Source organism: Burkholderia anthina (assembly GCF_001547525.1).
GTDB classification, from domain to species: domain Bacteria; phylum Pseudomonadota; class Gammaproteobacteria; order Burkholderiales; family Burkholderiaceae; genus Burkholderia; species Burkholderia semiarida.
Window position 1 is genome coordinate 413,150 of record NZ_CM003769.1, and the last position, 24,905, is coordinate 438,054.

The 24,905-nt window shown below is 68.1% G+C and carries 24 protein-coding genes; 11 read left to right on the forward strand and 13 right to left on the reverse strand.

What is annotated here, in order from left to right; translation table 11 throughout:
- Positions 1-42 precede the first annotated feature (42 nt).
- Positions 43-660 (forward strand): LysE family translocator, encoded by a 618-nt coding sequence (locus tag WS64_RS18060; protein WP_060967190.1) that lies wholly within the window; start codon positions 43-45, stop codon positions 658-660.
- A 95-nt stretch (positions 661-755) separates the two neighbouring features.
- Here the strand turns inward: WS64_RS18060 and WS64_RS18065 are convergent, their stop codons facing one another.
- A complete protein-coding gene (locus tag WS64_RS18065; protein WP_060967191.1) occupies positions 756-1,388 on the reverse strand; it encodes an FMN-dependent NADH-azoreductase in 633 nt (210 codons plus the stop codon).
- Between the two features lie 132 nt (positions 1,389-1,520).
- Between WS64_RS18065 and WS64_RS18070 the strand changes: the two genes are divergently transcribed.
- The gene (locus tag WS64_RS18070; RefSeq protein ID WP_060967192.1) at positions 1,521-2,417 is read left to right on the forward strand and encodes a LysR substrate-binding domain-containing protein; all 897 of its coding nucleotides are present in this window, start codon (positions 1,521-1,523) and stop codon (positions 2,415-2,417) included.
- Between the two features lie 66 nt (positions 2,418-2,483).
- Here the strand turns inward: WS64_RS18070 and WS64_RS18075 are convergent, their stop codons facing one another.
- On the reverse strand, positions 2,484-3,776 hold the full coding sequence (locus WS64_RS18075; RefSeq protein WP_060967193.1) for an MFS transporter: 1,293 nt from the start codon (positions 3,774-3,776) through the stop codon (positions 2,484-2,486).
- A gap of 255 nt (positions 3,777-4,031) precedes the next feature.
- On the opposite strand from WS64_RS18075, the gene WS64_RS18080 reads away from it, so the two are divergent.
- Positions 4,032-4,937, forward strand: a complete 906-nt coding sequence (locus WS64_RS18080; protein ID WP_060967194.1) for a ketopantoate reductase family protein — start codon at positions 4,032-4,034, stop codon at positions 4,935-4,937.
- Positions 4,938-5,056: 119 nt separating this feature from the next.
- Here the strand turns inward: WS64_RS18080 and WS64_RS18085 are convergent, their stop codons facing one another.
- From WS64_RS18085 to WS64_RS18095, 3 genes are all read right to left on the reverse strand, one after another.
- Complete coding sequence (locus WS64_RS18085) at positions 5,057-6,520, reverse strand: catalase (RefSeq protein ID WP_059639003.1); 1,464 nt, start codon at positions 6,518-6,520, stop codon at positions 5,057-5,059.
- Positions 6,521-6,826: 306 nt separating this feature from the next.
- On the reverse strand, positions 6,827-7,696 hold the full coding sequence (locus WS64_RS18090) for an anti-sigma factor (protein ID WP_244166613.1): 870 nt from the start codon (positions 7,694-7,696) through the stop codon (positions 6,827-6,829).
- 20 nt (positions 7,697-7,716) lie between these two features.
- Positions 7,717-8,265, reverse strand: coding sequence for an RNA polymerase sigma factor (locus WS64_RS18095; RefSeq protein WP_059639001.1), 549 nt, complete (start codon positions 8,263-8,265; stop codon positions 7,717-7,719).
- A gap of 307 nt (positions 8,266-8,572) precedes the next feature.
- Between WS64_RS18095 and WS64_RS18100 the strand changes: the two genes are divergently transcribed.
- Positions 8,573-9,055, forward strand: coding sequence for a cupin domain-containing protein (locus WS64_RS18100; protein ID WP_059639000.1), 483 nt, complete (start codon positions 8,573-8,575; stop codon positions 9,053-9,055).
- A gap of 10 nt (positions 9,056-9,065) precedes the next feature.
- Here the strand turns inward: WS64_RS18100 and WS64_RS18105 are convergent, their stop codons facing one another.
- The 4 genes from WS64_RS18105 to WS64_RS18120 form a co-directional block, all read right to left on the reverse strand.
- Positions 9,066-10,280 carry an MFS transporter gene (locus tag WS64_RS18105; RefSeq protein ID WP_244166614.1) on the reverse strand — a complete coding sequence of 405 codons (1,215 nt, stop codon included), beginning with the start codon at positions 10,278-10,280 and terminating at the stop codon, positions 9,066-9,068.
- An 11-nt stretch (positions 10,281-10,291) separates the two neighbouring features.
- Entirely contained in the window at positions 10,292-11,371 is a 1,080-nt protein-coding gene (locus WS64_RS18110) for a sensor histidine kinase (RefSeq protein WP_060967196.1), read from the reverse strand.
- A gap of 133 nt (positions 11,372-11,504) precedes the next feature.
- Positions 11,505-11,888 (reverse strand): response regulator transcription factor, encoded by a 384-nt coding sequence (locus WS64_RS18115; RefSeq protein WP_059579247.1) that lies wholly within the window; start codon positions 11,886-11,888, stop codon positions 11,505-11,507.
- Between the two features lie 145 nt (positions 11,889-12,033).
- Complete coding sequence (locus WS64_RS18120; RefSeq protein ID WP_059638998.1) at positions 12,034-12,705, reverse strand: response regulator transcription factor; 672 nt, start codon at positions 12,703-12,705, stop codon at positions 12,034-12,036.
- Positions 12,706-13,185: 480 nt separating this feature from the next.
- Here WS64_RS18120 and WS64_RS18125 point away from each other — a divergent pair, with 480 nt between their 5' ends.
- The 3 genes from WS64_RS18125 to WS64_RS18135 all read left to right on the forward strand — a co-directional run bounded on the left by WS64_RS18125 (position 13,186) and on the right by WS64_RS18135 (position 14,580).
- Positions 13,186-13,416, forward strand: coding sequence for a DUF4148 domain-containing protein (locus tag WS64_RS18125; protein ID WP_059638997.1), 231 nt, complete (start codon positions 13,186-13,188; stop codon positions 13,414-13,416).
- Between the two features lie 96 nt (positions 13,417-13,512).
- Positions 13,513-14,049 (forward strand): RNA polymerase sigma factor, encoded by a 537-nt coding sequence (locus tag WS64_RS18130; protein ID WP_060967197.1) that lies wholly within the window; start codon positions 13,513-13,515, stop codon positions 14,047-14,049.
- Between the two features lie 81 nt (positions 14,050-14,130).
- The gene (locus WS64_RS18135) at positions 14,131-14,580 is read left to right on the forward strand and encodes a universal stress protein (RefSeq protein ID WP_226094162.1); all 450 of its coding nucleotides are present in this window, start codon (positions 14,131-14,133) and stop codon (positions 14,578-14,580) included.
- A 5-nt stretch (positions 14,581-14,585) separates the two neighbouring features.
- Here WS64_RS18135 and WS64_RS18140 read toward each other — a convergent pair whose 3' ends face one another.
- The 3 genes from WS64_RS18140 to WS64_RS18150 form a co-directional block, all read right to left on the reverse strand.
- Positions 14,586-15,116, reverse strand: coding sequence for a DUF3331 domain-containing protein (locus WS64_RS18140; protein ID WP_244166615.1), 531 nt, complete (start codon positions 15,114-15,116; stop codon positions 14,586-14,588).
- A gap of 15 nt (positions 15,117-15,131) precedes the next feature.
- Positions 15,132-15,521 carry a BON domain-containing protein gene (locus WS64_RS18145; RefSeq protein ID WP_059579260.1) on the reverse strand — a complete coding sequence of 130 codons (390 nt, stop codon included), beginning with the start codon at positions 15,519-15,521 and terminating at the stop codon, positions 15,132-15,134.
- A 297-nt stretch (positions 15,522-15,818) separates the two neighbouring features.
- Positions 15,819-17,201: a sensor histidine kinase gene (locus tag WS64_RS18150; RefSeq protein WP_060967199.1), complete on the reverse strand. Its 1,383-nt coding sequence runs from the start codon at positions 17,199-17,201 to the stop codon at positions 15,819-15,821.
- 333 nt (positions 17,202-17,534) lie between these two features.
- On the opposite strand from WS64_RS18150, the gene WS64_RS18155 reads away from it, so the two are divergent.
- Genes WS64_RS18155 through WS64_RS18170 form a run of 4 tightly spaced genes read left to right on the forward strand, consistent with a single transcriptional unit; the run spans position 17,535 to position 23,232 of the window.
- Positions 17,535-18,212: a TetR/AcrR family transcriptional regulator gene (locus WS64_RS18155; protein WP_059579268.1), complete on the forward strand. Its 678-nt coding sequence runs from the start codon at positions 17,535-17,537 to the stop codon at positions 18,210-18,212.
- A gap of 56 nt (positions 18,213-18,268) precedes the next feature.
- A complete protein-coding gene (locus WS64_RS18160; RefSeq protein WP_060967489.1) occupies positions 18,269-19,123 on the forward strand; it encodes an FAD binding domain-containing protein in 855 nt (284 codons plus the stop codon).
- Positions 19,104-21,926: a molybdopterin-dependent oxidoreductase gene (locus tag WS64_RS18165; RefSeq protein WP_060967200.1), complete on the forward strand. Its 2,823-nt coding sequence runs from the start codon at positions 19,104-19,106 to the stop codon at positions 21,924-21,926. Before WS64_RS18160 ends, WS64_RS18165 begins: the two co-directional genes overlap by 20 nt.
- 28 nt (positions 21,927-21,954) lie before the next feature.
- On the forward strand, positions 21,955-23,232 hold the full coding sequence (locus tag WS64_RS18170) for an MFS transporter (protein ID WP_060967201.1): 1,278 nt from the start codon (positions 21,955-21,957) through the stop codon (positions 23,230-23,232).
- A gap of 15 nt (positions 23,233-23,247) precedes the next feature.
- Here WS64_RS18170 and WS64_RS18175 read toward each other — a convergent pair whose 3' ends face one another.
- Positions 23,248-24,813 carry a methyl-accepting chemotaxis protein gene (locus WS64_RS18175; protein ID WP_060967202.1) on the reverse strand — a complete coding sequence of 522 codons (1,566 nt, stop codon included), beginning with the start codon at positions 24,811-24,813 and terminating at the stop codon, positions 23,248-23,250.
- Between the last annotated feature and the right edge of the window lie 92 nt (positions 24,814-24,905).

Here is a 24,905-nt window from a genome sequence, read left to right on the forward strand (position 1 = left end):
GTAGGATTGTGCCACCAAGACATCGATCGCGGGAGCGACGCCATGACCGAATTGATAGTCGCAGTCACCATTACGCTGCTGGCCGTCATCAGCCCCGGCCCGGACTTCGCGATGGTCACGCGCAACAGCCTGATGCTGTCGCGTCGTGCCGGCGTGCTCACCGCATGCGGGATCGGGCTCGGCGTGATCGTCCACGTGAGCTACACGCTGCTGGGCGTCGGGCTCCTGATCCGTCAGTCGCTGTGGCTCTTCAATGCCGTCAAGCTGATCGGCGCGATCTATCTGATCTACCTCGGCGCAAGAATGCTCATAGCGAAAGCCGGCGATGCGCGAGCCGACGCCGCCGTCGCGCCGCTGTCCGATCTCGCCGCGCTGCGCACGGGCTTCCTGACCAATGCGCTGAACCCCAAAACCACGGTATTCATCGTCAGCCTGTTCATGCAGGCTGTCCGGCCCGACACGCCGTTGATCGTGCAGATCGGCTACGGCGCATTCATCGCGGGTGCACACGCCGGCTGGTTCAGCCTCGTGGCGATCTGTTTCTCGGCCGCGCGTGTTCGCGATCGCCTGCTGTCGCTGCGGCACTGGATCGACCGCACGTTCGGATGCCTGCTGGTGGGCTTCGGCGTCGCGCTCGCCATCGCACGTGGCGCGCGCTGACGCTCGCCCCTCGGCGCATACGCGGCGCCGATTGCCCGACGCGCGTATGCACGGCGCTCGTATGCACGACGCCCGTATGCACGGCGCCGGCAACCTCAGAACGTACGCGCGATCGCCCGTGCTTCGTCGATCGCCCGGCTCCGATCGACCTTCCCGTCCGAGCCGAACAGCGTGCGCTCGACGACGATCCCGGTGATGTCCGTCACGCCCACGAACTTGAGCCACGTTTCCATGTAAGGGCGCTGCAGATCGAACTCGGCGGCCGGCGTAAACGACCCCGGCGACTGATAGGCAAGCCCGCGCGCGTAGACTACCGCCGCCTTTTTCCCGGCCAGCTTGCCGGTAAAACCCGTTTCGTCGAACGTGAACAACACGTCCTTCTGCGAGATCACGTCGATCAGATGCTTGAGCTTGTACGGAATGCTGAAATTCCACAGCGGCACGCCGAACAGAAACCTGTCCGCTTCGTGGAACGGCGCCGCGAGCCGTTCGATCTGCCGCCACGCGGCCGCCTGCTCCTGCGTCAACGCCGTGCCGCTCAATCCCGCATATTTCGCGGCGAGCGCGGCCCCGTCGAATTCGGGCATCGGCAGATCCCAGATGTCGAGCTTCCGGATCTCGTGATCGGGATGAGCCTGCCGGTAGGTATCGAGAAATGCATCGCACACCTCGATGGATGCCGAATAGGCCTTGTTGGGTGAGCCCTCGATATAGAGCACGCGTGTCATGGAGCCGGTCCTTGTCAGGAGTGACGGCGGCGCGCCCCATGCGCGCTCGCCCACCGTGCTTCGCAGCCTAGCGGGTAGGCCTATAATCCGGAAACGATATTAATTGATCGAATTAACCCAAACGGGTGATGAATGAATCCTCCCCTCGACACGGCGCTGCTTCATACGTTCGTCGCGGTCGCCGACGTGCGCAGCTTCACCGGCGCCGGGCGCCGGCTGAATCTCAGCCAGTCCGCGGTCAGCGCGCAGATCGTTCGCCTCGAAGAACAGGTCGGGCAGGCGCTGCTCGTGCGCAATACGCGCAGCGTCACGCTGACCGGGCATGGCGAAACGCTGCTCGGCTACGCGCGCGCGATGCTCAACCTGAGCGAGGAAGCGCGGGCAAGGCTCGGAACGGGTCAAGCGGCCGACGTCAAGCTGCGGATCGGCGTATCGGAGGACTTCGCGGACGGCTGGCTGCCCGCCCTGATGCGCCGCCATGGCGCCGCGCGGCGCGGCCTGCGGCTGGATCTCGCCGTCGATATCGGCGACAGCCTGTTTCGCCGGCACGCACGCGGCGAATTCGATGTCGTGATCGGGAGCCGCTGCTCGCACGCGGGCCACGGCACGACGTTGTGGCAAGAGCCGCTCGCCTGGGCATTCGCGCGCCACGAGCCGCTTCCGGAAGGCGACGTGCCGCTCGCGTGCTTCCCCGATCCGTGCCCATACCGCGGCGCCGCGATCAAGGCGCTCGCGCTGGCCGGCATGCGCTACCGGATCGCGTGCGAAAGCCCGAGCGTGGCCGGCGTGCTGGCGTTCGCACGGGCCGGCATCGCGATCGCGCCGATGCCGCGCAGCGCGATCGACGACACGCTGCGGGAACTGGGGCCGCCCGAGGGCTTGCCGCGGCTGCCCGATATGGAATTCGTGATGATGCACGACCCGCGGATGCCGGCGGCCGTCGAATTCGCCGCGACGATTCTGGACGAGACGGCGGCCCGCACGGGCGCCGGCAAGCGCCGCCATCGTCACGGTGTCACGCCTGCATGAACGCCCACGGGCCGCGGCGCCGGCACATGCGGAAGGCCGCGCGCCGTGCGTGGCGCGGCCGCGGTGCTACCGCGCGGGACGCAACGCGAAACCCGTCAGCGCGCCGGCGACACAGAGCACGCCTACGTACAATTCCGGCGCGTGCGGATTCGTCTTCAGCATCAACGACACGAACACCGGCGTAAGGCCGCCAAACAGCGCATACGCGACGTTGTACGAAAACGAGATGCCGGAAAAGCGTACGGCCGGCGGAAACGCGCGCACCATCGCGACCGGAATGGCCGCGACCGCACCGACGAAGAAGCCGCACGTCGCGTAAAGCGGCAGCAGCAGCGACGCATCGACGGCGAGCCGCGCGGCCATCAACCAGAACGATGCGCCCAGCAACAGGCAGCCGACGAAGATCGTGCGCGCCGTGCCGATTCGCCCCGCGATCGCCCCGGCGACGACGCATCCGATCGTCAGGCAGAACGTCGCGGCCGAATTGGCCTGCAGCGCGAGCGCGGGCGCGATATGGAAGCGCTTGGCGACGAGCGTCGGCGTCATCAGGATCACGACGACGATCGCCGCGGTGAGCGTCCAGGTGAGAATCATCGACGCGATCACCGCGCGGCCGTGGTCGCGCAGTACCGTCTTCAACGGCGCCTCGGCGACGAGCGCCCGGTTCCGCTTCATTTCGACGAATACGGGCGTTTCGTCGAGCCAGCGCCGCAACAGCGCCGACAGCACGCCGAACAACCCGCCGGCGACGAACGGCAGCCGCCACGCATACGCGTCGATCGCGGCCGGCGAATAGTGATGGTTGATCGCGGACGCGATCAGCGAGCCGAGCAGGATGCCGAGCGTCAAGCCGCCCGTGAGCAGCCCGCACGCGTAGCCGACATGACGCGGCGGCACGTGCTCGGCCACGAACACCCACGCGCCGGGCACTTCGCCGCCCACCGCCGCACCCTGCAACAGCCGGCACACCAGCAGCAGCACGGGCGCGGCGATCCCGAGGGACGCGTAGGTCGGCAGCAGGCCCATCGCGAGCGTCGGCAGCGCCATCAGCATCACGCTCAGCGTGAACATCCGCTTGCGGCCGACGAGATCGCCGAAGTGAGCCAGCACCACGCCGCCGAGCGGGCGCGCGAGATAGCCGGCGGCAAAAATGCCGAAGGTCTGCAACTGGCGCAGCCAGTCGGGAATCGCCGGCGGAAAGAACAGCTGGCCGATGACGGCCGCGAAGAACACGTAAATCACGAAGTCGTAGAACTCGAGCGCGCCGCCCAGCGCCGCGAGCACGAGCGTTCGGTGATCGCTGCCGGTCAGCGGGCGGTTCGGTACGGCCGGAAGCGAAAGCGGATGGGTGGAATTCATCTTCTGAAAAAGGTCCGGAGGAAGGGGAAGCGGGAGACGCCGATGGCGTGCTACTGGCTAACAACACCTGAGCAGTAGCGGTCATTCCATTGCGTGGCGATGATTCGGCGCACCGTTCGAGACCGATCGCCGCCCCATCGGGAATAGTTGGCGCGATTCGCGTGTTCTATACCAATGGGTGGGCCCGTTGGCCCGGCCCGTCACATGCGGATACCGCATGCATGACACGTCGACGGTTTCCCCTCTGGAGCAATCATGCAGTTTGCGGTACTCGGCGCCGGCGCGGTCGGCTGCTACTTCGGCGGCATGCTCGCGCTGCACGGCCACGATGTCGTGTTCATTGGCCGGCCGCTTCACGTCGACGCGATCCGCGCCCACGGCCTGCGCCTGCATACGCGCACGTTCGACCAGCGCGTGCCGGTCGACGCATCGATCCAGACCGACGCGGCCCGATCGGCCGAGGTCGTCCTCGTCTGCGTGAAGTCCGGCGATACCGCCGACGCGGCACGCGCGTTGCGCGACGTGCTGGCCCCGCACGCGATCGTGGTCAGTCTGCAGAACGGCGTGGACAACGCCGCGCTGCTGCGCGCCGAGCTCGACCGCCCCGTCATTTCGGCTGCCGTCTACGTGGCGAGCGAGATGGCCGGCCCGGGCTATTTGCTGCACCACGGCCGCGGCGATCTCGCGATCGAGGCGTCGCCGTCCAGCGAACGGCTCGCCCACGTGCTGCGCGAAGCGGGCATTCCGACCCGGATTGACGACGACGTACGCGCCACGCTCTGGCGCAAGTTCATGCTGAATTGCGCGTACAACGCAATTTCCGCGATCGTGCATCTGCCGCTCGGCGAGATGCCGCATCGCGACGCGCTGCGCGCGACGATGGGCGCGGCCGTCGCCGAGTGTCTCGCCGTGGCGGCCGCCGAAGGCGTCCATTTCACCGAGGGGCCGGCGGAGATCGTCGCGCAAATCGAAGCGACGATTCCCGCCGGCCAGTATTCGTCCACCGCGCAGGATCTCGCGCGTGGCAAACCGTGCGAGATCGACCACCTGAATGGCGCGATCGTGCGGCGCGGGCTGGCCGCGGGCATCGATACGCCGGTCAACCGGACGCTCCATCTGCTCGTGAAGATGCTCGAAGCGAAGGCCGCCGCCCGCGCGTGACGGGCGGCGGTCGATGCAAACGCGCTTGCGCCGCGCAGGTTCGCCGCACCGCTCCCCCGTCAGCCCGCTTCGTCACCGGGTCGCGGCGTTTGCCGTTGCGCACGGCCGGATACCGCCGGTCATTCCCGTTCGGCGAACAATCGCTCGAGCGCGGCGGCGATGCCTGCACCGTACGCCGGGTCCGCCCGCGAGCAGTTGTCGATGTGACGCTGCCGCACCGCCGGCGACACGCCGGCAATCTGCCGCGCGGTGGTGTCGAACAAACGCTGCCGCTGCCGCGCGTCCATCAGCCGGAACAAATCGCCGGGCTGCTGGTAATGGTCGTCATCGACGCGATGATCCCAGTGCGCGGCCGCGCCGTCGAGTTCGAGCGGCGGTTCGTCCAGTTGCGGCCGGTCCGACCACGCGCCGCTGCTGTTGGGCCAGTACGCGGGCGCGCCGCCGAGATTACCGTCGGTGCGCATCGCACCGTCGCGGTGGTAGCTGTGGAACGGGCACTTCGGCGCGTTCACCGGAATATGCGCGAAGTTCACGCCGAGCCGGTATCGCTGCGCATCGCCGTAGGAAAAGAGGCGCGCCTGCAACATCCGGTCGGGCGAATAGCCGATGCCCGGCACGACGTTCGCGGGCGAGAACGCGGCCTGCTCCGTCTCGGCGAAGAAATTGTCCGGATTGCGGTTCAGTTCGAATTCGCCGACCTCGATCAGCGGAAATTCGGCCTTCGGCCATACCTTGGTCAGGTCGAACGGGTTGAACCGGAACGCTTTCGCCTGCGCATCGGTCATCACCTGAATGTACAGCGTCCAGCGCGGGAAATTGCCGGCCTCGATGCTGTCGTACAGATCGCGCTGATGGGTTTCGCGGTCCTTCGCGATCAGCGCCTCGGCCTGCGCATCGGTCAGATTCTCGATGCCTTGCTGCGAGCGGTAGTGGAATTTCACCCACGTCCGTTCGTTCGACGCATTGATCATGCTGTAGGTATGGCTGCCGAAGCCGTGCATGTGCCGGTACGAGCGCGGAATGCCGCGCTCGCTCATGACGATCGTCACCTGGTGCAGCGCCTCGGGAAGCAGCGTCCAGAAATCCCAGTTGTTTTCCGCGCTGCGCATGCCCGTGCGCGGGTCGCGCTTGACGGCATGATTGAGATCGGGAAAGCGCAGCGGATCGCGAAAGAAGAACACCGGCGTATTGTTGCCGACGATATCCCAATTCCCTTCCTCGGTGTAGAACTTCAGCGCGAAGCCGCGGATGTCGCGCTCCGCATCGGCCGCGCCGCGCTCGCCGGCCACCGTCGAGAAGCGGACGAACATCGGCGTCTGCTTGCCGATCCCGGAGAACAGTTTCGCCTTCGTATACCGGGAAATGTCGTGCGTCACGGTGAAGGTGCCGTATGCGCCGGCGCCCTTCGCATGCATCCGGCGCTCCGGGATCACTTCGCGATCGAAGTGCGCGAGCTTCTCGATCAGCCAGACGTCCTGCAGCAACGCGGGGCCGCGCGGGCCGGCCGTCTGGATGTTCACGTTGTTGCTGACTGGTGCGCCGTTCGCATGCGCAAGTTCGCGCGGAACCCGATTCTCTGACATGTCCAGTTTCCCCCAACCGTCTGCGGTTTCGATTCGTCGGTCGCGCGCATCCCGCCACGGGTTCAGGTATCGCGCGTCGTGAGGACGGCCGTCGGCCGATCCATGCATCGATTAGAAACGGGCGATGTATCCGGGATTTGTCCGGCGTGTATCCGTTTGTACGCGCCGCGCCGTCACGCCTGTTCGGACCATGCCGGCACGCACCCGCGATGCGGTGAAGCCGTAGCGGCGGCGTCGCGCGCCGCACGGGATCGCCCCATCGCGACATCGCGGTGCCGACAACCTCGGCGTGCCCCTTCGTGTTGCTTACGATCGTTCATCGGCGGCGATCCGCTCGCCGAGCGCGCCGAGGTCCGTCTCGCCGGACGCCGCGATCAGGGCATAGGCCAGGCTGGCCCGGCGCCAGGTCACGACGTCCATGTTGCCGACCTGCCGACGGCCGGGCGCGGTATCGGGTCGTTCGTCCTTCATCACGCACAGCGCGACGGGCAGGCCTTTCTCGGGCAGATAGACGATCTGCACGAGCGGCTTGCGGTTGAAGTTCAGGCGCTGGATGCGCTTGAACGTCAGACCGGCCGCGCGCAAGTCCGGAATCCGGATCGGCAGCCCGTCGACACGGTGAACGCTGTCGACCGTACGCGCGACGGCAGCGAGATTCGATGCGTCGGACGCCACCGTATCGCGCGTGTAAAGCTGCTGGTAGTTCACGGCCGCCGTGATCCATGGCGACATCGTCGCCTGCGCGGTCACGGATTCGCGCTGTGCCGCGACATCGCGCACAGCCGTGTCCGGGGCATAGCGCAGGATGGCGCCGCAACTGAACGCGCCGGCGACGAAGGCCACCGCGAGCCACGGCACCATCGCGCGCACGCGTGAGCGCCCGGGCCGCGGCGACGGCCCGCGGCGCTCGGGCGGCGATGCCGGCACCGCCGCGCGCCGATCGTCTGCGTTCGCGAACGGCGCCGCCGGCGCGGCATGCGCGTGCGCGAGCCCGTCGACCTCGCGGACGAGGCGCGGCGGCACGGGCGGCACCGGCTGTCGCTCGAACGCACGCCGATACGGCAACACCGACGCTTCGAACAACGCAACGCGCGCGGCGATCTCTGCCGACGTTTCGATCGCCCTGTCGACTTCGGCGCGTTCATGCGGCGCAAGTTCGCCATCCACGTATGCCATGAGCAGGATGTCGTCCATTTTCATGCCCCCTGGTCTTCGGCATTCGCCGCGCGCGTTGCACGCGGTGCGCCTTGCTCGCCGAACAGCGCACCGATCGCCTGGCGTGCGCGCGACAACCGGCTCATGACCGTGCCGAGCGGTACGTCGAGCACGTTGGCCGCTTCCCTGTACGTGAAACCCTCGACGCCGACCAGCAACATGACGACGCGCTGCGCTTCCGGCAACTGCTGCACCGCCCGGACGATCTGTGCATCGAGCGCCTGCTGCTCGAAGGTTGACGCCGCGGGATCGGCCACGGTTTCCAGCAGTTCATCGTCCCAGTCCATGCCCGCGCGCCGCCGCACGCTGCGCGCGCGAAGCTCGTTGAGCCACGTGGACTGGACGATGGAGAACATCCAGCTGAGCGGCGCGGTTTCCGGCTGTAACTGATGGGCGCGTTCGAGTGCGCGCACGCACGCACACTGCACCAGATCCTCGGCATCGTGCCGATCGCCGGCGAGGCGCAGCGCGAAAATCCACAGCCGCGGCAGCATTGCAGGGAGCATCGCGGACAGTTCGGCGGCGGTCATCGACGTCGAGCCCCCCGCTGTTGCGCCGGGCCGGCGTCGATCGACTGCAGTATCTGACGTGTGTGCATGGGTGTTGGCGAAATTGACCGGGCAGCGCCCCTCCAGCCCGTAAACAGCTGGACGGCCCGGATATTCCATCTGCATCGCGATGTATCCATGCCGCGCACGTACGCAATACGATACAAATCGGTCGGCACGCGGCCGACATGGGTTCGCCCACGCACAGGTTTTTCCAGGAGAATGGCGCTGCAACGGCGAGCACCCTTTCGCGTGATCGTCCAGGACAACTTCCACGGAGAGACTACCGATGTACCGACATGCACTCGCCACGCTGGTCTTCACCGGCATCGCGATCTCGAATGCAGCGTGCGCGCAGACCATCAAGCCGATCAAGGCGTCGGCCTCCGACCTGGCGGGCGCCATCTTCGCGCGCGGCGACGCGGCGAAGCAGGATGCCGCTCCCGGGCACGGCGCGGATGCCGTGACGTTCACGTCCACCGACACGGCCTTCCAGACCGGCGTGTACCGATCCGGGCCCTCGCACGAGGAAATCGCCGGTCCGCAGGGGCTGCCGTACAACGAATTCCTGTACTTCCTGTCCGGCAGCGTGAAACTGACGTCGTCCGACGGTTCGGTGATGGTCGTGAAGACCGGCGAAGCGGTCACGCTGCCGAAGGGATGGACCGGGCATTTCGACACGCCCGGCTATACCAAGCTCTACGCCACGTACAACCCCGACGACGCGAAACCCGCCCCCTCCGCCTCGCAACCTCCGGCAGCGGCGCGATAGCGCACGGGGCTCAGCACGCCGCCGGCGCCATCCGCTTCCGGTGTTCGACGATGGAAAGTATCAGCGCCGCCAATCCGCATGCGGCGATGAGCGTGAGCAGCATCGTCCGGCCCAGGTTGACCAGCACCAGGCTGCCGAGCGCCGGGAAGCCGAACACGCCGACGAAATAGGCCGCGACGAACCACGTGAGCACCGCGTGCCGGTGCCGCGTGTGCGCGCTGTTGACGGCTTGCGCCTGCACGATCGGATAGATCAGGCCGTAGCCGGTGCCGAGCAGCACGGCGCTGGCCGAGTGAAGCAGCGCGTTGTGCGGCACCGCGAACGTCACCGCGACGCTCAGGATCATGAAGCCGAGGAGGATCTGCGTGGTCGCGTCGACGCGCATCCGGATCACGAGCGCGCCGAGCAGCCAGCGAATGATGACGACCGTCGCCGAATACAGGCCGAAGAACGTTCCGGCCTTCACGCCGGTTTCCGTCGCCATCGACATCTGGAACGTCATCAGCCCCGAGAACACGCTCGAGCCGAGCGCGATGATGGCGATCGGATAGATCGCGTTCGTGCGGGCGATCGCCGCCATCTCGCGAACCCACCGCTCGCGCGCCGGCCGTGCGGCCGGCGGCGACGCCGGCGACAGGCGGCCGAAATACTCGAGCATCAGCGCGGCCATCGCGCACAAGCCGCCGACGGTGCAAAACACGGTGCCGGTCGTCCAGTGCCAGTTGCGTATCGCGAGCGCCGCAACCGCCGGCCCGCCGCCGACGCCGGCCATCTGGAACGACCCGAACCGCAGGAACCAGCGCTCGCGCTCGTGATCGGTGGTGCGCTCGGCGAGCATCATCGGCGCGGCCAGATAGAAGCCGCCCCAGCCGACTCCGACGAGCAGCCCGGGCACGGCGCTCAACGAGCCGGTGCGCCCGATCAGCGCGAAGCCGACGACGCCCGCGCCGACCATGAGCGCGGCCAGCGCGGTGGTGCGGGCCGTGCCGATCCAGCGGGCCAGCCACGCGACGAGCGGCAGGCCGAGCAGCGCACCGACCAGCGCCTGGACGAGCGCGATGCCGGTATCGATCTCGCCCCCGCCCGCCGAACGGAAATGCATCGACAGCAGGAACGTCGCGCCGTATCCGCACGCGGTCAGCAGCGCGCCGAGCAGCACGAACGACGCAACGCGCGGGGACATCGCGTCCGCACCGTCCATCACGCCCCCTGTTCGTTTCGACATGCCGTATCGGCTCACGCGACCGCAAGCGGCAGCGTCACTGTCGCCTCGAGGCCGCCGGTGCTGCGGTTGTTCAATTGCAGTTCGCCCTGCATCGCCTGCGTCAACCGACGCGCGATCGCGAGCCCGAGCCCCGAGCCCGGCGCACGCGCGGCCGTCTGCGGCGCGCGGTACCACGGCTTGAACACCGCCTCGAGCTCCGCCGGCACGATGCCCGGCCCGGAATCCACGACCGTCAGCATCACGCGCCGCGCGTCGACCTGCACGCATACGCGAACGTCGTCCCCATAACGCAATGCGTTGTCGATCAGGTTGACGAGCACACGGCGCAGTGCATGCGGGAAGGTCACGAGCGGAAGGCCCACGCGTCCGTCGAGGCCGATGCGCTGGCCGGCGTCGCGATAGTTGCCGACCAGCGCACCGAGCAGCGCATCGGCGTCGACGCGGCGCGGCGGCTCCGGCACGCTGCACTGCAGCCGTGCGCACACAAGGCTCGCCTCGACGAGCTCATTCATCTCCGCCAGATCGCGCTCGATCGCGTCGCGCAACGCGCCGTCCTCCAGCATCCCGCTGCGCAGCATCAACCGCGTGAGCGGCGTACGCAGATCATGCGCATAGGCGGCCAGCACGTGCAGCAATTCCGTCATGCGCTCGGCGTGCTGGCGGTGCGCGCCGTCGATCGCGCGCGCGAGTTTCGCCACCGACGGCGCACCGCGCTGGATCAACGTGTCGGGCAGCGATTCGATGCCGTTGTCCCCGATCGCATCGGCCAGGCGGCCGACGGTCGCGTCCAGTCTCATCAGGCGGAGCAGCTTCAGCCCCAGTACCGCCGCGACCAGTGCCACCAGGCCCGCGAATGCAGCGGCGATCAACAGCTCGTGCGTCGCCGCCGTCTGCCACGCGCGCGCGAGCATCGCGCGCACGTCGTACATCGCCGCCGCAGCCAGCAGCACACCGGCTGCGAGCATGAAGCGCACCGGCCAGACGACGAACTCGCGCGCATGCGCGAAGATCGTGCGGACGAGGGTGCGCAGCGCGCGCGTGAGCCTGGACTCAAACAAGGCTTCTGACGATAAAGTCGGAAAGTTCGCCATCTTGGTTCTCCTGTCGCCGTCGCCGCGGACGGTACGAGACAGATGAAAACACGCAGCGGGGCCGCGCACCATCAAACAAGCGGCCATTCATCCCCTACGAAGGTTTAGGTTGGCAGCGCGGCACGGCCGCCGATCAGACGTAACCGAGCGCGCGCGCGAGCCACGTTTCGAGCTCCCGCGCATCGAGCGGCTTTTCAAGCAGGCACAGCGCGGTGCTCGCGCGCACGCGCTCGCGTTCGCGCGCCGTCGCGAACGCCGTGACGAACAGCGTGGGAATGCGCAGGCCCAGCGCGTCGATCCGCGCCAGCAGGTCGATGCCGTCCATCGCCGGCATCTGGACGTCGCAGATCAGGCAACCCGCGCGGCGCGACACGTCCGACGCGAGGAATGCCGCTCCCGACGCGAACTCGCACGCGTTCCCGCCCAGCGACCGCACGAGGCTTCTCACGGCGGCGCGCACGAACGGGTCGTCGTCGACAATCGCTACGAGATCGGTGGCTGAGAGTGAAAGAGGCATCCGTGCTGATGGCGAGGGGAACGGACCGGCCCGTCCCACATACTGCGATCCAGATCGCCAGCATACCCGCGCGCTGCCGCGCCGCCACCATATCTACGTATGGGTCGGCCTTGCGCCGACCGCGCTCGGCCCGGGCCGGTTCATGCTAATCGCCGGCGGGCAGCTCGATGCCGAGCGCACTCATCTTGCGCACCAGTTCGGCGACCGAACGGCATTTCATCTTGCGCATCGCCTGGCCGCGATGGATCTTCGCCGTGATCTCCGCAATGCCCATGTTCCCCGCCACCTGCTTGTTCATCAGCCCCGTCGCGACGTGTTGCAACACCTCGCGCTCGCGCGGCGTCAGCGATTCCCAGCATGCGCGCAGGTCGAGCAGCGACTGGCTGGCCTCCAGGCGCTTCGCGTCGCGCTCAAGCGCCGCCACCACTGCATCGATCATTTCCTGGTCGTGAAACGGCTTGGTCAGGAAATCCACCGCGCCTGCCTTCATCGCCTTCACCGTCATCGCGATGTCGCCGTGCCCCGTCATGAAGATGATCGGCATCTGCGGACCGCCGTTCTCGACCAGCGACTTCTGGAACGCGATCCCGCTTTGCCCGCGCAACCGCACGTCGAGCACGAGGCACGACGGGCCGCTGCCCTTCGGCGCCGCGAGAAATGCTTCGGTCGACGCAAATGCGTGCACCTCCAGGTCGATCGAGCGCAGCAGGCCGGTCAACGCGGCCCGCACGAATTCGTCGTCGTCGACGACGTAGACGACACGGCCGCTTTGGTCTTCGGATGAAGGCGCCACGTTTGGCATTCTGATCTCGGGCATTGCAATTCTTCGCTTGTGAATGTGCTGGAGCGGCCGCGGTCGGTTCGACGGCATCGCGACGCACGCCGCGCGGCGCGCGGCACCCTTGAAAACACGCACCCCCCGCGGATTATTCCAGCCGCCCTCCGCTGCGGCAACCGCGGGCCGCGCACCCGCGGTTTATGCCCCGCCTCGACTTCGTCACGCGCGCGGCACTCGCGCGTACGGCGGCGCCAGCGCGCAGACGAACGCGAACGGCGCCTGCCCGACCCGCTCCGCTTGCGCCCGCCGTCGCGCGCATCTGTATCCGCATGTATCGGGTTTTCGCATCGATACATGACCTTGCAAAACGGCGCGCACCGGACACATGCGAGATACCTGCCAGGCGCTCAATACACACACGGCGGCACCTGACGCCAACCACGACGCGGCGGCCGCATTCGGGCGTCGCCATCGGGTGCCGCGACGACGTTCCCATCCATCCCGCTCCAGGAGATTCACATGAATGCCTCGAAAATCACCTTCGTGCTCGCCGCCCTTGCAACCACCGCATCGGTGTACGCCGCGTCCCCCGCCGAGTCGGCCGCCGCCGGTTACGACGCACCGGCTGCCACGCAATGGGCGCCCGTCGCCGCGATGCCGAAGACCCGCTCGGAAGTCCGCCACGAGCTCGCGCTCGCGCGTCGGAACGGCGAGCTCGACGCGCTCAGGAAACTCTATTCCGGGCATTGATCGCCCGTCCTGCCAACCGGCCGGGTACCGGCGCGCACCGCCGGCATCCGCGCCGTCACCGCGTTGCCCCCGCGGCTTCGGGCACGCCGCCTTCCCATGAAGCGAACCGAACTTGCAACGATGCTTCCCGACCTGCTGCCGCGCCTGCGGTCGTTCGCGATGCGGTTGACCGCGAATCGACACGACGCGGACGAGCTCGTGCAGCGCGCCTGCCTTTGCGCCCTCGAACGCGCCCATCAGTTGCGGGCCGGCACATCGCCCGTCAGCTGGGTCTTCTCGATCATCCATTCGATCTGGCTCAACGAACTGCGCCGGCGCAATCATCGCGATCGCCTGCTGCTCGAATGGAGCCACGCAGCGGCGGAGACGGTCGCCGATCCGCGCGCCGCATCCGAGACGCGCGTCGCCGTCGGCCAGATCCTCGCCGCCGTCGAGCGGTTGCCGGCATCGCAGCGCAGCGCGCTGCTGCTCGTCAGCATCGACGGACTCAGCTATCGGCAAGCCGCCGCCGCACTGGACGTCCCGGTCGGCACCATCATGAGCCGGATATCGCGGGCGCGCAAAGCGATTCGCGTCGCGCTCGATGCATCCGGCACGGCGCACGCGCGGCTTGCACGACCGGCCGCGGAATAAACCGCGCGCGTCGCGTGTTCAGTGTAGGCAAGCGCTTCCGCGACGACGGAGGCACCCGACCCTTCACGACTCGAAACCCACATGTCAGCGCTTTCCAGGATGCTACTCGTCTATGACGGAACCGATGAGGCCCAGGCCGCGCTCGCGCGATGTTCGGCGCTGTCGCGCGCGCTGTCCGCGGCGGTCGACGTCGTGGCCGTGGTCGACCCGGCAACCGCGAACGCGCAGTCGGCCGGGCTGCTCAGCGATCTCGCGCACCGTCGTCTCGAGGAGTTCGCCCGGGACGAACTGCAACGCGCGCTCGGCACGCTCGCCGACGACGGCATCGTCGCGCGCGGCTTCGTGCGCTTCGGACGTGCGGCCGATGCCGTCGCCGCGCATGCGATGACGACGCGCGCCGACCTCGTCGTCGTCGGGCACCGGGCCCGCAGCGGAATCGCGCGCTGGTGGCGCGGGCGCCCCGTCCATTTCGATCTGGCCGAGCGCCTTCGCGGCGTGTCCCTGATCGTCGTGACGGTCGATGCGGCGTAGGCCCGTCACGCGGCCGCCTCGACCCTCTCGACCGCGTCGTGCACCGGTGCGTCGCTGCATGGCGCAATGGTCGCGGCGAGGATCATGCGCTGCCGATTGGTACTCAGGCAGACATCGCTCGCGCGCGGACGAAACACGCGGTCACCGCGCTCGATCGCGCGCCCCGTCAACGCGCAGACCGCCGGCGCGCGTGCGCGGCTCCTGCACCAGATCTGCTCGGTGTATCGCCCCGAACGCGCATCGCTCCATGACACGCTGATCAACGACGACGAAAGGCGCTCGATCACCGCGATCGCGGAAAGCGGCTCGTCTCGCGCGAATGCGCGATCGTCGTCGTCCAGGCGCAAGCCGAGGCGACGCGACTTGTATCGCGTGCGCTGCGCCTGCAGGCACACGTCGCGTTGCTCCAGCGAAGGATGGAGGACATTGATCAACGTGCGAATCATGATGTCTGCTTCAGGCAGTGTCGCCATCACCCTTTCTCCCACCGATCGGGTCAGTCGTATGAAAGCGGGCGCACGCATGCCGCCGGCCATGCGCCCGCGCGTCGCTCAGGCGCCGCCTTCCTCGCGCAGCGTGAGCCGGCTGTTGACCGACGTGACGCCGCGCACCTTGCGCGCCGCCTCGACCGCCAGACGATCCTGGTCTTCGCTCGTGATCTGGCCCGACAGCGTGACGCGCCCGGTCGCCGCGTTGCCGAACACCGCGATCGGCATGCCTTCCAGCCCCTTCGTCCGGTACAACGCCTTCTCGACCGTGCGCGAGAACGTGCGGTTGGCTGCCCGTACCGCCTTCTTCGACGTGCCGGCCGCCGGCGTCGACGTGACCGCGGCGTTCGCGCCGGCCGTATCGAGCCGCTCGTCGGCGAACGCGCGCAGGTTGACGCCGGCGATCAGGACGACGGCCAGGCCGCCGGTTACGACGATGTGTCGGAGTTTCATGATGGATTCCTTGGATGTCTGGTATCGAGTCGACCACTACGCATGTGCCGGTGACGTGCATCGTCACGATGCGAACGGATCGCGCGTGCGCAGCTTCGCGCATCGGGCACGACGCATGCCGCGGAACCGTCGCCGTTGCGATCCGTGTACCGGTGGATCCAGCATAAGGGGATGCGTCGACGCGCTCCATAGCATCTGCAGGTGTTCGGGGTGATGCATCGGCATGAGGTATCGCATACGTTGGTATAGGCATCCGGTCCGTTCATGTGCATCCGCTCGCAGTCGAACCAGGCGCGCTCACATCGGAAACAGCGGAAGCGTCACCGTCGCCCGCGTTCCGCCGTCCGGCCGCGGCGTCAGCGCGAGCTGACCGTGATGCGCGTCGACGATGGATTTGCAGATCGACAATCCCATGCCCATTCCGTGCGGCTTCGTGGTGAACAGCGGCTCGAAGAGACGCGCGGCCAGCTGCGGATCGAAGCCGTCGCCGCGATCGTCGATCCGGATGCACACCCGGTTCCGGTCCGACTCGCACGTCAGTACGATGACACGCTCGTGCTCGGGCGTGCGAAGCATGGACTCGGCGCCGTTCATCAGCAGGCTGATGATCGCCTGCTGCAACTGCGTGCGTTCGCCGCGCATCGGCAGCGGCGCCGCGCATCCGTCGATCCGCAAACGCACCTTCATCGCGTCGAGCGTGCTTTCCAGGATGTCGGCCGTCTCGCCCAGTGCATCCGCGAGATCGAACTCGGCGAACACCGGCGCCGCCTGCCGCGCCTTCGCGCGCAACGCGCTGATGATGGTCCGCGCACGCACCGCGCATGCGCAGATGTGCGCGAGCATCTCGCGGGCCGCGTCGATATTCGGCACGCCGCGATCGAGCCAGTTCAGCCCGGCGCGCGCGGACGTGTCGATCGCCGTGACCGGCTGCGCGACCTCGTGCACGATCGACGCCGCCAGCTCGCCGTACGCGGTGAGCCGGCCGACGCGATCCATCTCGGACTGTGCGTCGCGCATCGCCGCTTCCATCGTGGACAGCCGCGCGTGCTGCACGGCAAGCTCGTCGCGCAACCGCAGGTTCTCCAGGACGAACCCCGCGTGCAGCGCGATCATCTCCACGAGCGCGACCTTCGCCGGCGTGAAGATGCCCGGCAAGTCGCCGTGTTCGAGATACAGCGCACCGAGCAATGCGCCGTTGCATCGGATCGGCACGCAGATCACCGCGCGCGGCTTGCGCCGGCGCACGTAGTCGTCGGTGCGCCATTGGTCGGCCGCGCAGGCATCGCGCAGCACGAGCCCGTTGCGCAGGTGCACGGCGGCGGCGACGATCGGAACCGGCAGTCGATCGGCCGGCGGTCGCTCCCGGCGCGGCGCATTCGGCCCGGTCGCGTCGGCGGCCCGCTCCCAGCCGCCTTCGCGCAGGACCGCGATCGCCCCCCACGTGGCCGCCGCGCCGTGCATCGCGGCATCGAGCAGCGCGCCGATGCGCGCCGCCGGCGGCACCTCGTCGGCCATCGCGCGCGACACGTGACGCAACACGTGCATGTCCGGCGCGAGCAGCGATCGACCCATCAGTTCGTCGAGGACCGGGCTCATGTCGGGACCGGCCGCGTCGGCGGCCGATTTCCACACCGTCCGCGCAGCGAAAGCGCTGCAGGAATCGTCGAGTTCGTTGTTCATGCGTCTATCTCCCGCGTACCGGATTTCGGCCTCGTCCGACCTGAATTCTACGTTTCATGTAGTGAGTACTCCACAAACGAATGTTAGCAGCACTTTCTCGAAATAAAAATGTGAAGATACGTTTCCAGTGCGTTATCCGCCGGCCAACCACCCCCAAACCACAACGATAAAGCATTGATTCATATCGATATTTATCTTTTGTTGCGCACCGCTCGCGAGATCAGTAGAATCCTCACATTCATGTAGCGTTCCCTGTATCAAATTCAAGGAATGCCGCCATCTCGGGTATTTTCATGCGGCGTGGCCATGCGGCTGTGCCGGTGTAGGAACGGTATGACTCAGGCAGCAAAAGGCAAGGCGGTGCGCGGAACCGGTGTCCGGGAGGCAGCGGCACAGGAAACCCGCGACAAGATCCTGCGCGCGGCGACCAAGGTGTTCGCGCGCTACGGCTACGAAGGCGGCAGCGTGGAGCGGATTTCCAGGCTGGCGAAGTCCTATGACCGGATGATCTACTACTACTACGGGAGCAAGGAGGGGCTGTTCGTCGCGGTGCTCGAGGGCATCTACCGGCGGATGGACGAGGCGGAGCTCAGGATGGCGCCCGATCCTTCCGATCCCGTCGAAGCGCTGAAGTCCGTGATCCGCTTCAAACTGGACTACTATTGGCGCAATCCCGATTTCATCACGCTGCTCAATACCGAGAACCTGCACCAGGGCAAGCACTTGTCGAAGCTCGAGCGGCGCGGCGAATATTCGTCGCACGCGGTGCAGATCGTCACACGGATTCTCGACAGCGGTGTCGAACAGGGGTTGTTCCGCAGCGGGTTGAACGCGCGCGACGTATTCCTCCTGATCATTTCGGCCGCGTATTTTTATACGTCGAACCGTTATACGCTGTCCGCATTTCTCGGCGAGGAACTGAACGCGCCGGATGCCATGCGCCGCTGGGAAGCGTTCGTGATCGACAGCGTGCTGCGGGTCGTCCGCAAGGATGCATCGACCGGCGATTGAATGCGTTGCGTGCCGAGATCGGCGCGCGTAATCATGAAGATTCCCACACCGTCGTGATGAACTATCTTCGCGCCCACACCCTCGACGAAGTACTCGGCGCGCTCGCCGCCGAACCGCGGCCGCGCATCGTGTGCGGGGCCACGGACGTCTTCGCGGAGCTCGCGCTCGTGCCTGCCCGGTCGTCATGGCTGGACATCAGCCGCATCGACGCGCTGCACGGCATCGCGCTGCGCGACGACGTCGTCCGGATCGGCGCGGCCAGCACGTGGGCCGCGATCGCGCGCACGGCATGGCTGCCGACGGCGCTCACGGAAGCCGCCGCCACCATCGGGCCGCGGCAGATTCGGGTGCAGGGAACGATCGGCGGAAACGTGTGCCACGCGTCGCCGGTCGCGGACGGCATCCCCGCGCTGCTCGCGCTCGACGCGCACGTCGAACTGGCGAGCGTGCGCGGCGTGCGCCGCTTGCCGTTGGCCGAATTCCTGCTAGGCAATCGCGTGGTCGCGCGCGATGCGGACGAACTGCTGGTTGCCGTGCTGTTCGTACAACCGCCCGCGCACGATCGCACGTCGTTCATCAAATACACGAATCGCGACGGCCCGGCGATCGCCGTCGTATCGGCCGCCGCGCGGCTGCGCATCGATGCCGCCGGCACGATAGCGGCAGCGGCCGTCGCCGTGGGCGGCGCATCCGGCGTCGCGCGCCGGATGCGGGCGCTCGAGGCCGCGCTGCCCGGCCGCCGGTGCGACGACGTGGCCGACACGATCGCAGCGGCGCCGCTCGCGGAGCTGACGCCGGTCGACGACTGCCGCGCGACGGCAGCGCATCGCCTTCATCTCGCGCGGCTGGCCGTGTCGCGCGCCTTCACATGCTGCATCGAGGAGAACGCCCGTGGCCCACTCCCCGCCTGACCCGCTTGCCGACGTACGCGATACGACAGCGGACGACAGCGCTCCGGCTCGCCCCGAGCCGGACTGGTTCGAACTCAACGGTACGCGGCGCGGCCTGCCGGCAGACCGCGCGCAGCGGCTGATCGACCACCTGCGCGCCGACCTGCGCCAGTTCGGCACCAAGGAAGGGTGCCGCCAGGGCGATTGCGGCAGTTGCACGGTGATCGTCGACGGCGAGGCGCGCTACGCGTGCCTGATTCCCGTCGCGCAGGTCGCGGGGCGCCGCATCGTCACGGTCGAAGGCCTGGCCGACGGCACGCGGTGCGGCAGCCGCCTGCAGGACGCGTTGCTCGCCCATCAGGCGGTGCAATGCGGTTTTTGCACGCCGGGCATGCTCACCGCGGCGGCGGCCGCGATCGACGCCGGCGAAGTCACCGACCGTGCGAGCGCGCGGGCCGCGATCGACGGCGTGCTGTGCCGCTGCACGGGTTACCAGAAGATCGTCGATGCCGTGACCGAGGTCGGCTGCGGGGCGGCCGCGCGCGGCCGGACGCCCGCGCCGGCCGAAGGGCCGTCCGTCGGCGTCCCGCTCACGCGCCTCGACGGCCCCGGGAAAGTCGACGGCAGCCAGCGCTTCGGCGCGGATGCGTATCCGGCCGACAGCCTGTTCCTGCGCGCCGTGCGTTGTCCGCATCACCGCGCGCGTTTCACGTTCGGCGACCTCGCCGCATTCGTCGACGCGCATCCGGGCGTGCATCGCATCCTCACGCACACCGACGTGCCCGGCCTCAACGTGCACGGCGTCGCGACGCCGTATGCGGACCAGCCCGTGCTGGCGGAGCACGAGGCGCGCCACCATCTCGAAGCGGTCGCGCTGGTGGTCGGCGAGCGCGCGGCGATCGCCGCGCTCGACCTCGATCGCTTTCCGGTGCGGTGGGAACCGCTGCAGCCGGTTCTCGCGGTCGACGATGCGAGGCGTGACGACAGCCCGCAACTGCACGCCGATCGCCCCGGCAACGTGCTGATCGAGGGGCTCGTGCGCCGCGGCGATGCCGAGCGCGCGTTACGGGACGCCCGCCACGTCGTCACGGCCACGTTCGCATCGAGTTTCGTCGAGCATGCGTATCTCGAACCGGAGGCCGGCTGGGCGAGACGCGTGGGCGACACCGTCGAGATTCATTCGTCGACGCAAGCGCCGCATCCGCATCGCGCCGATCTCGCGCGCATTCTCGCGATCCCGCCCGAACAGGTGCGCGTCGTCGCGACCGCGGTCGGCGGCGGCTTCGGCGGCAAGCTGGACATGACGGTCCAGCCGCTGCTCGCGATCGCGGCGTGGCATCTCGGGCGGCCCGTCGCGATGGTGTTCTCGCGCGAGGAATCGATGGCCACGTCGACCAAGCGCCATCCGGCGCGCATCACGTCCAGCATGGCGGCCGATGCCGACGGCCGGCTGCGCGCGGTGACGTTCGACGGCGACTACAACACCGGCGCGTTCGCGTCGTGGGGAACGGCCGTCGCGAACCGCGTGCCCGTGCATGCCGGCGGTCCGTACGTGATTCCCCACTACACGGCGCGCTCGCGCGCGATTCATACCCACGTCACGCCGGCCGGCGCCTTTCGCGGCTTCGGCGTGCCGCAGACGACGATGTCCCAGGAACAGCTGATCGACGAGCTCGCGTTCGCGACCGGCATCGATCCGCTCGAATTCCGCGCGATGAACGCGCTGCGGCCCGGCGACGCGCTGCCGACGGGCCAGGTGCTCGACGACAGCGTGGGGCTCGTCGCGTGCCTCGATGCGCTGCGCCCCGCGTGGCGCGACGCACACGCGCGGCTCGCGACGCTCAATGCGGCGTCGCCGGGGCATCTGCGCCACGGCGTCGGCGTGGCCGCCTTCTTCTACGGCTGCGGCAACACCGCGTTGCCGAACCCGTCGACCGTGCGCTTCGGCATCCGGCCCGACGGCACGATCGTCCTGCACCAGGGCGCGGTGGACGCCGGCCAGGGCGCGAACACCGTCATTCCGCAAATCGCCGCCGATGCACTCGGCGTGCCGGTCGACCGCCTGCACTTCATCGGGCCGGACACCGCGCTGTCGCCGGATTGCGGCCGCACGTCGGCGTCGCGCCAGACCCTCGTCACCGGTCGCGCCGCCTTTCTCGCCGGCACGATGCTGCGCCGCCGGCTGCTCGCGTTCGCCGGCGCGGCTTCCGATGCGCGCATTTCGGCCGATGCGTGCGGCATCGCCGTCGACGGCCGTCCGCTCGATCTGCGTGCGCTGCCGGTCGACGCGCACGGCTACGCGATCGCGGCCGAGGAAAGCTTCGATCCGCCCACCACGTCGCTCGATGCGGCGGGGCAAGGCACGCCGTACGCGACCTACGCGTTCGGCGCGCAAATGGCGGAAGTCGCGGTTGATTGCGACAGCGGGCGCGTGCGCGTGGTGAAGGTCGTGGCCGCGCACGACGTCGGCAGGATGGTGAATCCGACACTGCTCGAAGGCCAGATCGAAGGCGCGGTCGCGCAAGGCATCGGCATGGCGCTGATGGAGAAGTACCGCCCCGGCGAGGGCAACAATCTGCATGACTACGTGATTCCGACGGTGCACGACATGCCCGACGTGCAGTCGATCTTCATCGAGGCGCCGACGGCCATCGGCCCGTACGGCGCGAAAGGCATCGGCGAGCCGGCGCTGGTTCCGACGGCGGCGGCCATCCTGAATGCGATTCATCATGCAACCGGCGTACGCATCCGCGAAGCCCCCGCCACGCCGGACGTCGTGCTGCGCGCGCTCGCCGCCCGCACCTCGGTTGCCGCGCTTCGATAGCGGCGTTCCTACCTGGCGAACAAGAACGATGACGACAACGAGACAAGCCGATCAAGCATCACTGGGCGCCGTACGGCGCTCGTCCTGGTACGCGGAACTCGATCCGGCCGGCAAGCGCGCCTTCAAGGCCGCATTCGCCGGCTGGGCGACCGACGCGTTCGATTTCATGGTGTTCAGCTTCGTGCTGGCCTCGCTGATCGACCTGTGGGGCCTCGATCGCGGCAAGGCCGGGCTGTTGAGCACCGTGACGCTGATCTTCTCGTCGGTGGGCGGGTGGATCGCCGGCATCCTCGCGGACCGGTACGGGCGCGTCAAGGTATTGCAAGGCACGATCCTGTGGTTCTCGGTCTGCACGCTCGCGATCGGCTTCGCGCAGGACTTCGAACAGATTTTCGTGCTGCGCGCGCTGCAAGGACTCGGCTTCGGCGGCGAATGGGCGGTGGGCGCCGTGCTGATCGGCGAGACCGTCGCACCGGCCCATCGCGGCAAGGCGGTCGGCCTCGTGCAGAGCGGCTGGGCCGTCGGCTGGGGCTGCGCGGCGGTGCTCTACGGCATCGCGTTCTCGGTGCTGCCCGAGTCGCTCGCGTGGCGCAGCCTGTTCTGGGTCGGCATCGTGCCGGCGCTGCTCGTGCTGTATGTGCGCAAGCACGTGGCGGAGCCGGAAGCGTTCGTGCAGGCCGACGCCGCGCGCCGGCAAGGCGCGGGCCAGCCGTCGGTGTGGACGATCTTCTCGCGTTCGCACGCGCGCCGCACCGTGCTGGCCGCGCTGCTGTGCACCGGCATCCAGGGCGGTTTCTATGCGATGTCCACGTGGCTGCCGGCCTTCCTGAAGATCGAGCGGCACCTGTCCGTGCTCGACACCGGCGCGTATCTGTTCGTGATCGTCGTCGGGTCGTTCTGCGGCTATGTCGTCGGCGCGTATCTGTCCGACTGGTGGGGGCGCCGACGCAACTTCATGCTGTTCTCGGTGCTGTCGCTCGCGTCGGTGTGCCTGTACCTGACGCTTCCGCTTTCGAATGCGCAGATGCTGTGGCTTGGCTTTCCGCTGGGCTTCTCGTCCTGCGGGATCTTCAGCGGGGTCGGCGCATACCTGACGGAACTGTATCCGTCGACCGTACGCGGCAATGCGCAGAGCTTCACGTACAACTTCGGCCGCGGCATCGGCGCGCTGTTTCCGAGCCTCGTCGGCATGCTGAGCCATTCGCTGGGGCTCGCGTCCGCGATCGCGATCTTCGCCGGCGCGGCCTATGGCGTGGTGCTGCTGGCTGTGCTGCTGCTGCCGGAGACGAAGGCGCGGTCGCTTTGAGTCCCGGGCGGCCCGTCACGCGAGCGCCGCTTCGCGCAGACGGAACTGCGCGACCGCCGCGCTCAGCCGCGCGCCCTGTTCGTCGAGCGACAGCGCCGCGGCCGCCGCCTCCTCGACCAGCGCGGCATTGCGCTGCATCGTCTGCTCCATCTGGATCACTGCGGCGTTCACCTGTTCGATGCCCGACGACTGCTCGTCGAATGCCTGGCTGGTTTCGCCCATGATCGCGTTGACGCGCTCGACCGCCGCGACGAGCTCGGCCATCGCCGAGCCGGCCAGCGCGACGAGGCCGCTGCCGTCTTCGACGCGTCGCGCGGAATGGCCGATCAGCTCGCGAATTTCCTTCGCCGCGGCGGCACAGCGCTGCGCGAGCCCGCGCACCTCGGTCGCGACGACCGCGAACCCGCGCCCCTGCTCGCCCGCGCGCGCGGCTTCGACGGCGGCGTTCAACGCGAGAATGTTCGTCTGAAACGCAATGCTCTCGATCACGCCGACGATGCCGGAGATGCGCGTGGAGCTCTGCGAGATTTCGGACATCGTCTCGACGACGCGCTGCATCGCTTCGCCGCCGCGCGACGCGATGCCGGCCGCGCCCTCGACGTACGTGCGCGCATCGCGCGCGTTGTCCGCGTTCTGGCGCACGGCCGCCGTCAGTTGCTCGACGCTCGCGGCCGCCTGCTGCAGCGATACGGCCTGCTGCTCGGTGCGCGCGGACAGGTCGACGTTGCCGCTCGCGATCGTGCGCACGTCGCCGACGATCGTCTCGGTGCTCGCGCGCACCTGGCTCACGGTATCGACGAGGCCGTCCTGCATCCGCTTCAGCGCGTTCAGCAGATACGCCATTTCGTTCTCGCCCGGCACGACGACCGCGCCGGTCAGGTCGCCTTTCGAGATTTTCTCGAACTGATCGACCGCGAGGTTGATCGGCTCGATGATCGCCTTCGCGAGCACACGCTGCGCAACGAAGCCGACGACGAGCGCCAGCACCGCGACCGCGCCCATCCCCCACACGAGTCGGTGGAAATTGACGCCGGCCGCATCGTAGCGCGCCTTCTGGCGCGTGACCTGGAACGATTCGAGCGCGTCGATCGCCGCCTGGTAGGCCGCGAACAGCGCGGGCGGCGCGGTGCGCTGCGTGTCGAGAAAGTTGAATGCGTCGTCGCCGTCGAGCTGCGACAGCGCCTTCATGAACACGCGGTCGAGCAGCGCGCGACGATGGGTCTGCAGCGTGTCGAACAGCGCCTGTTCGCCGGCGTCGCGCGCGTGCAGCCGCGCGTACGCGTCCAGTTCGTCGTTGCTCTGCCTGAGCAGCGTGTGGAGCTGCGCGACTTCCGCCTTCGCGGGCTGGCCGGCGCTGATGATCTGCGCGACGTCGCTCATGCGTTCGCGCAGCACGAGCATGCGCTCGGAGCTGGTCTTCAGGTGCAGCAGCGACGCGGTATCGTCGCGATACATCGCCTCGAGCGAGCCGTTGCCCATGTAGAGGGCCGCGATGCAGGCGCCGACCACCAGCACGAGCAGCACGGTATAGCCAGCGATGGTCGCGAGGAGGCCACCACGGATAGTGAGTTGTTTTCGCATGACGTTCCCTTGAGCCGGCCGGGCACGGCCAGCGGCGGAGGTGAATTCCGGACACGAACGACGCGCGCCATCGCGCAATGCGCGGCGCGGGG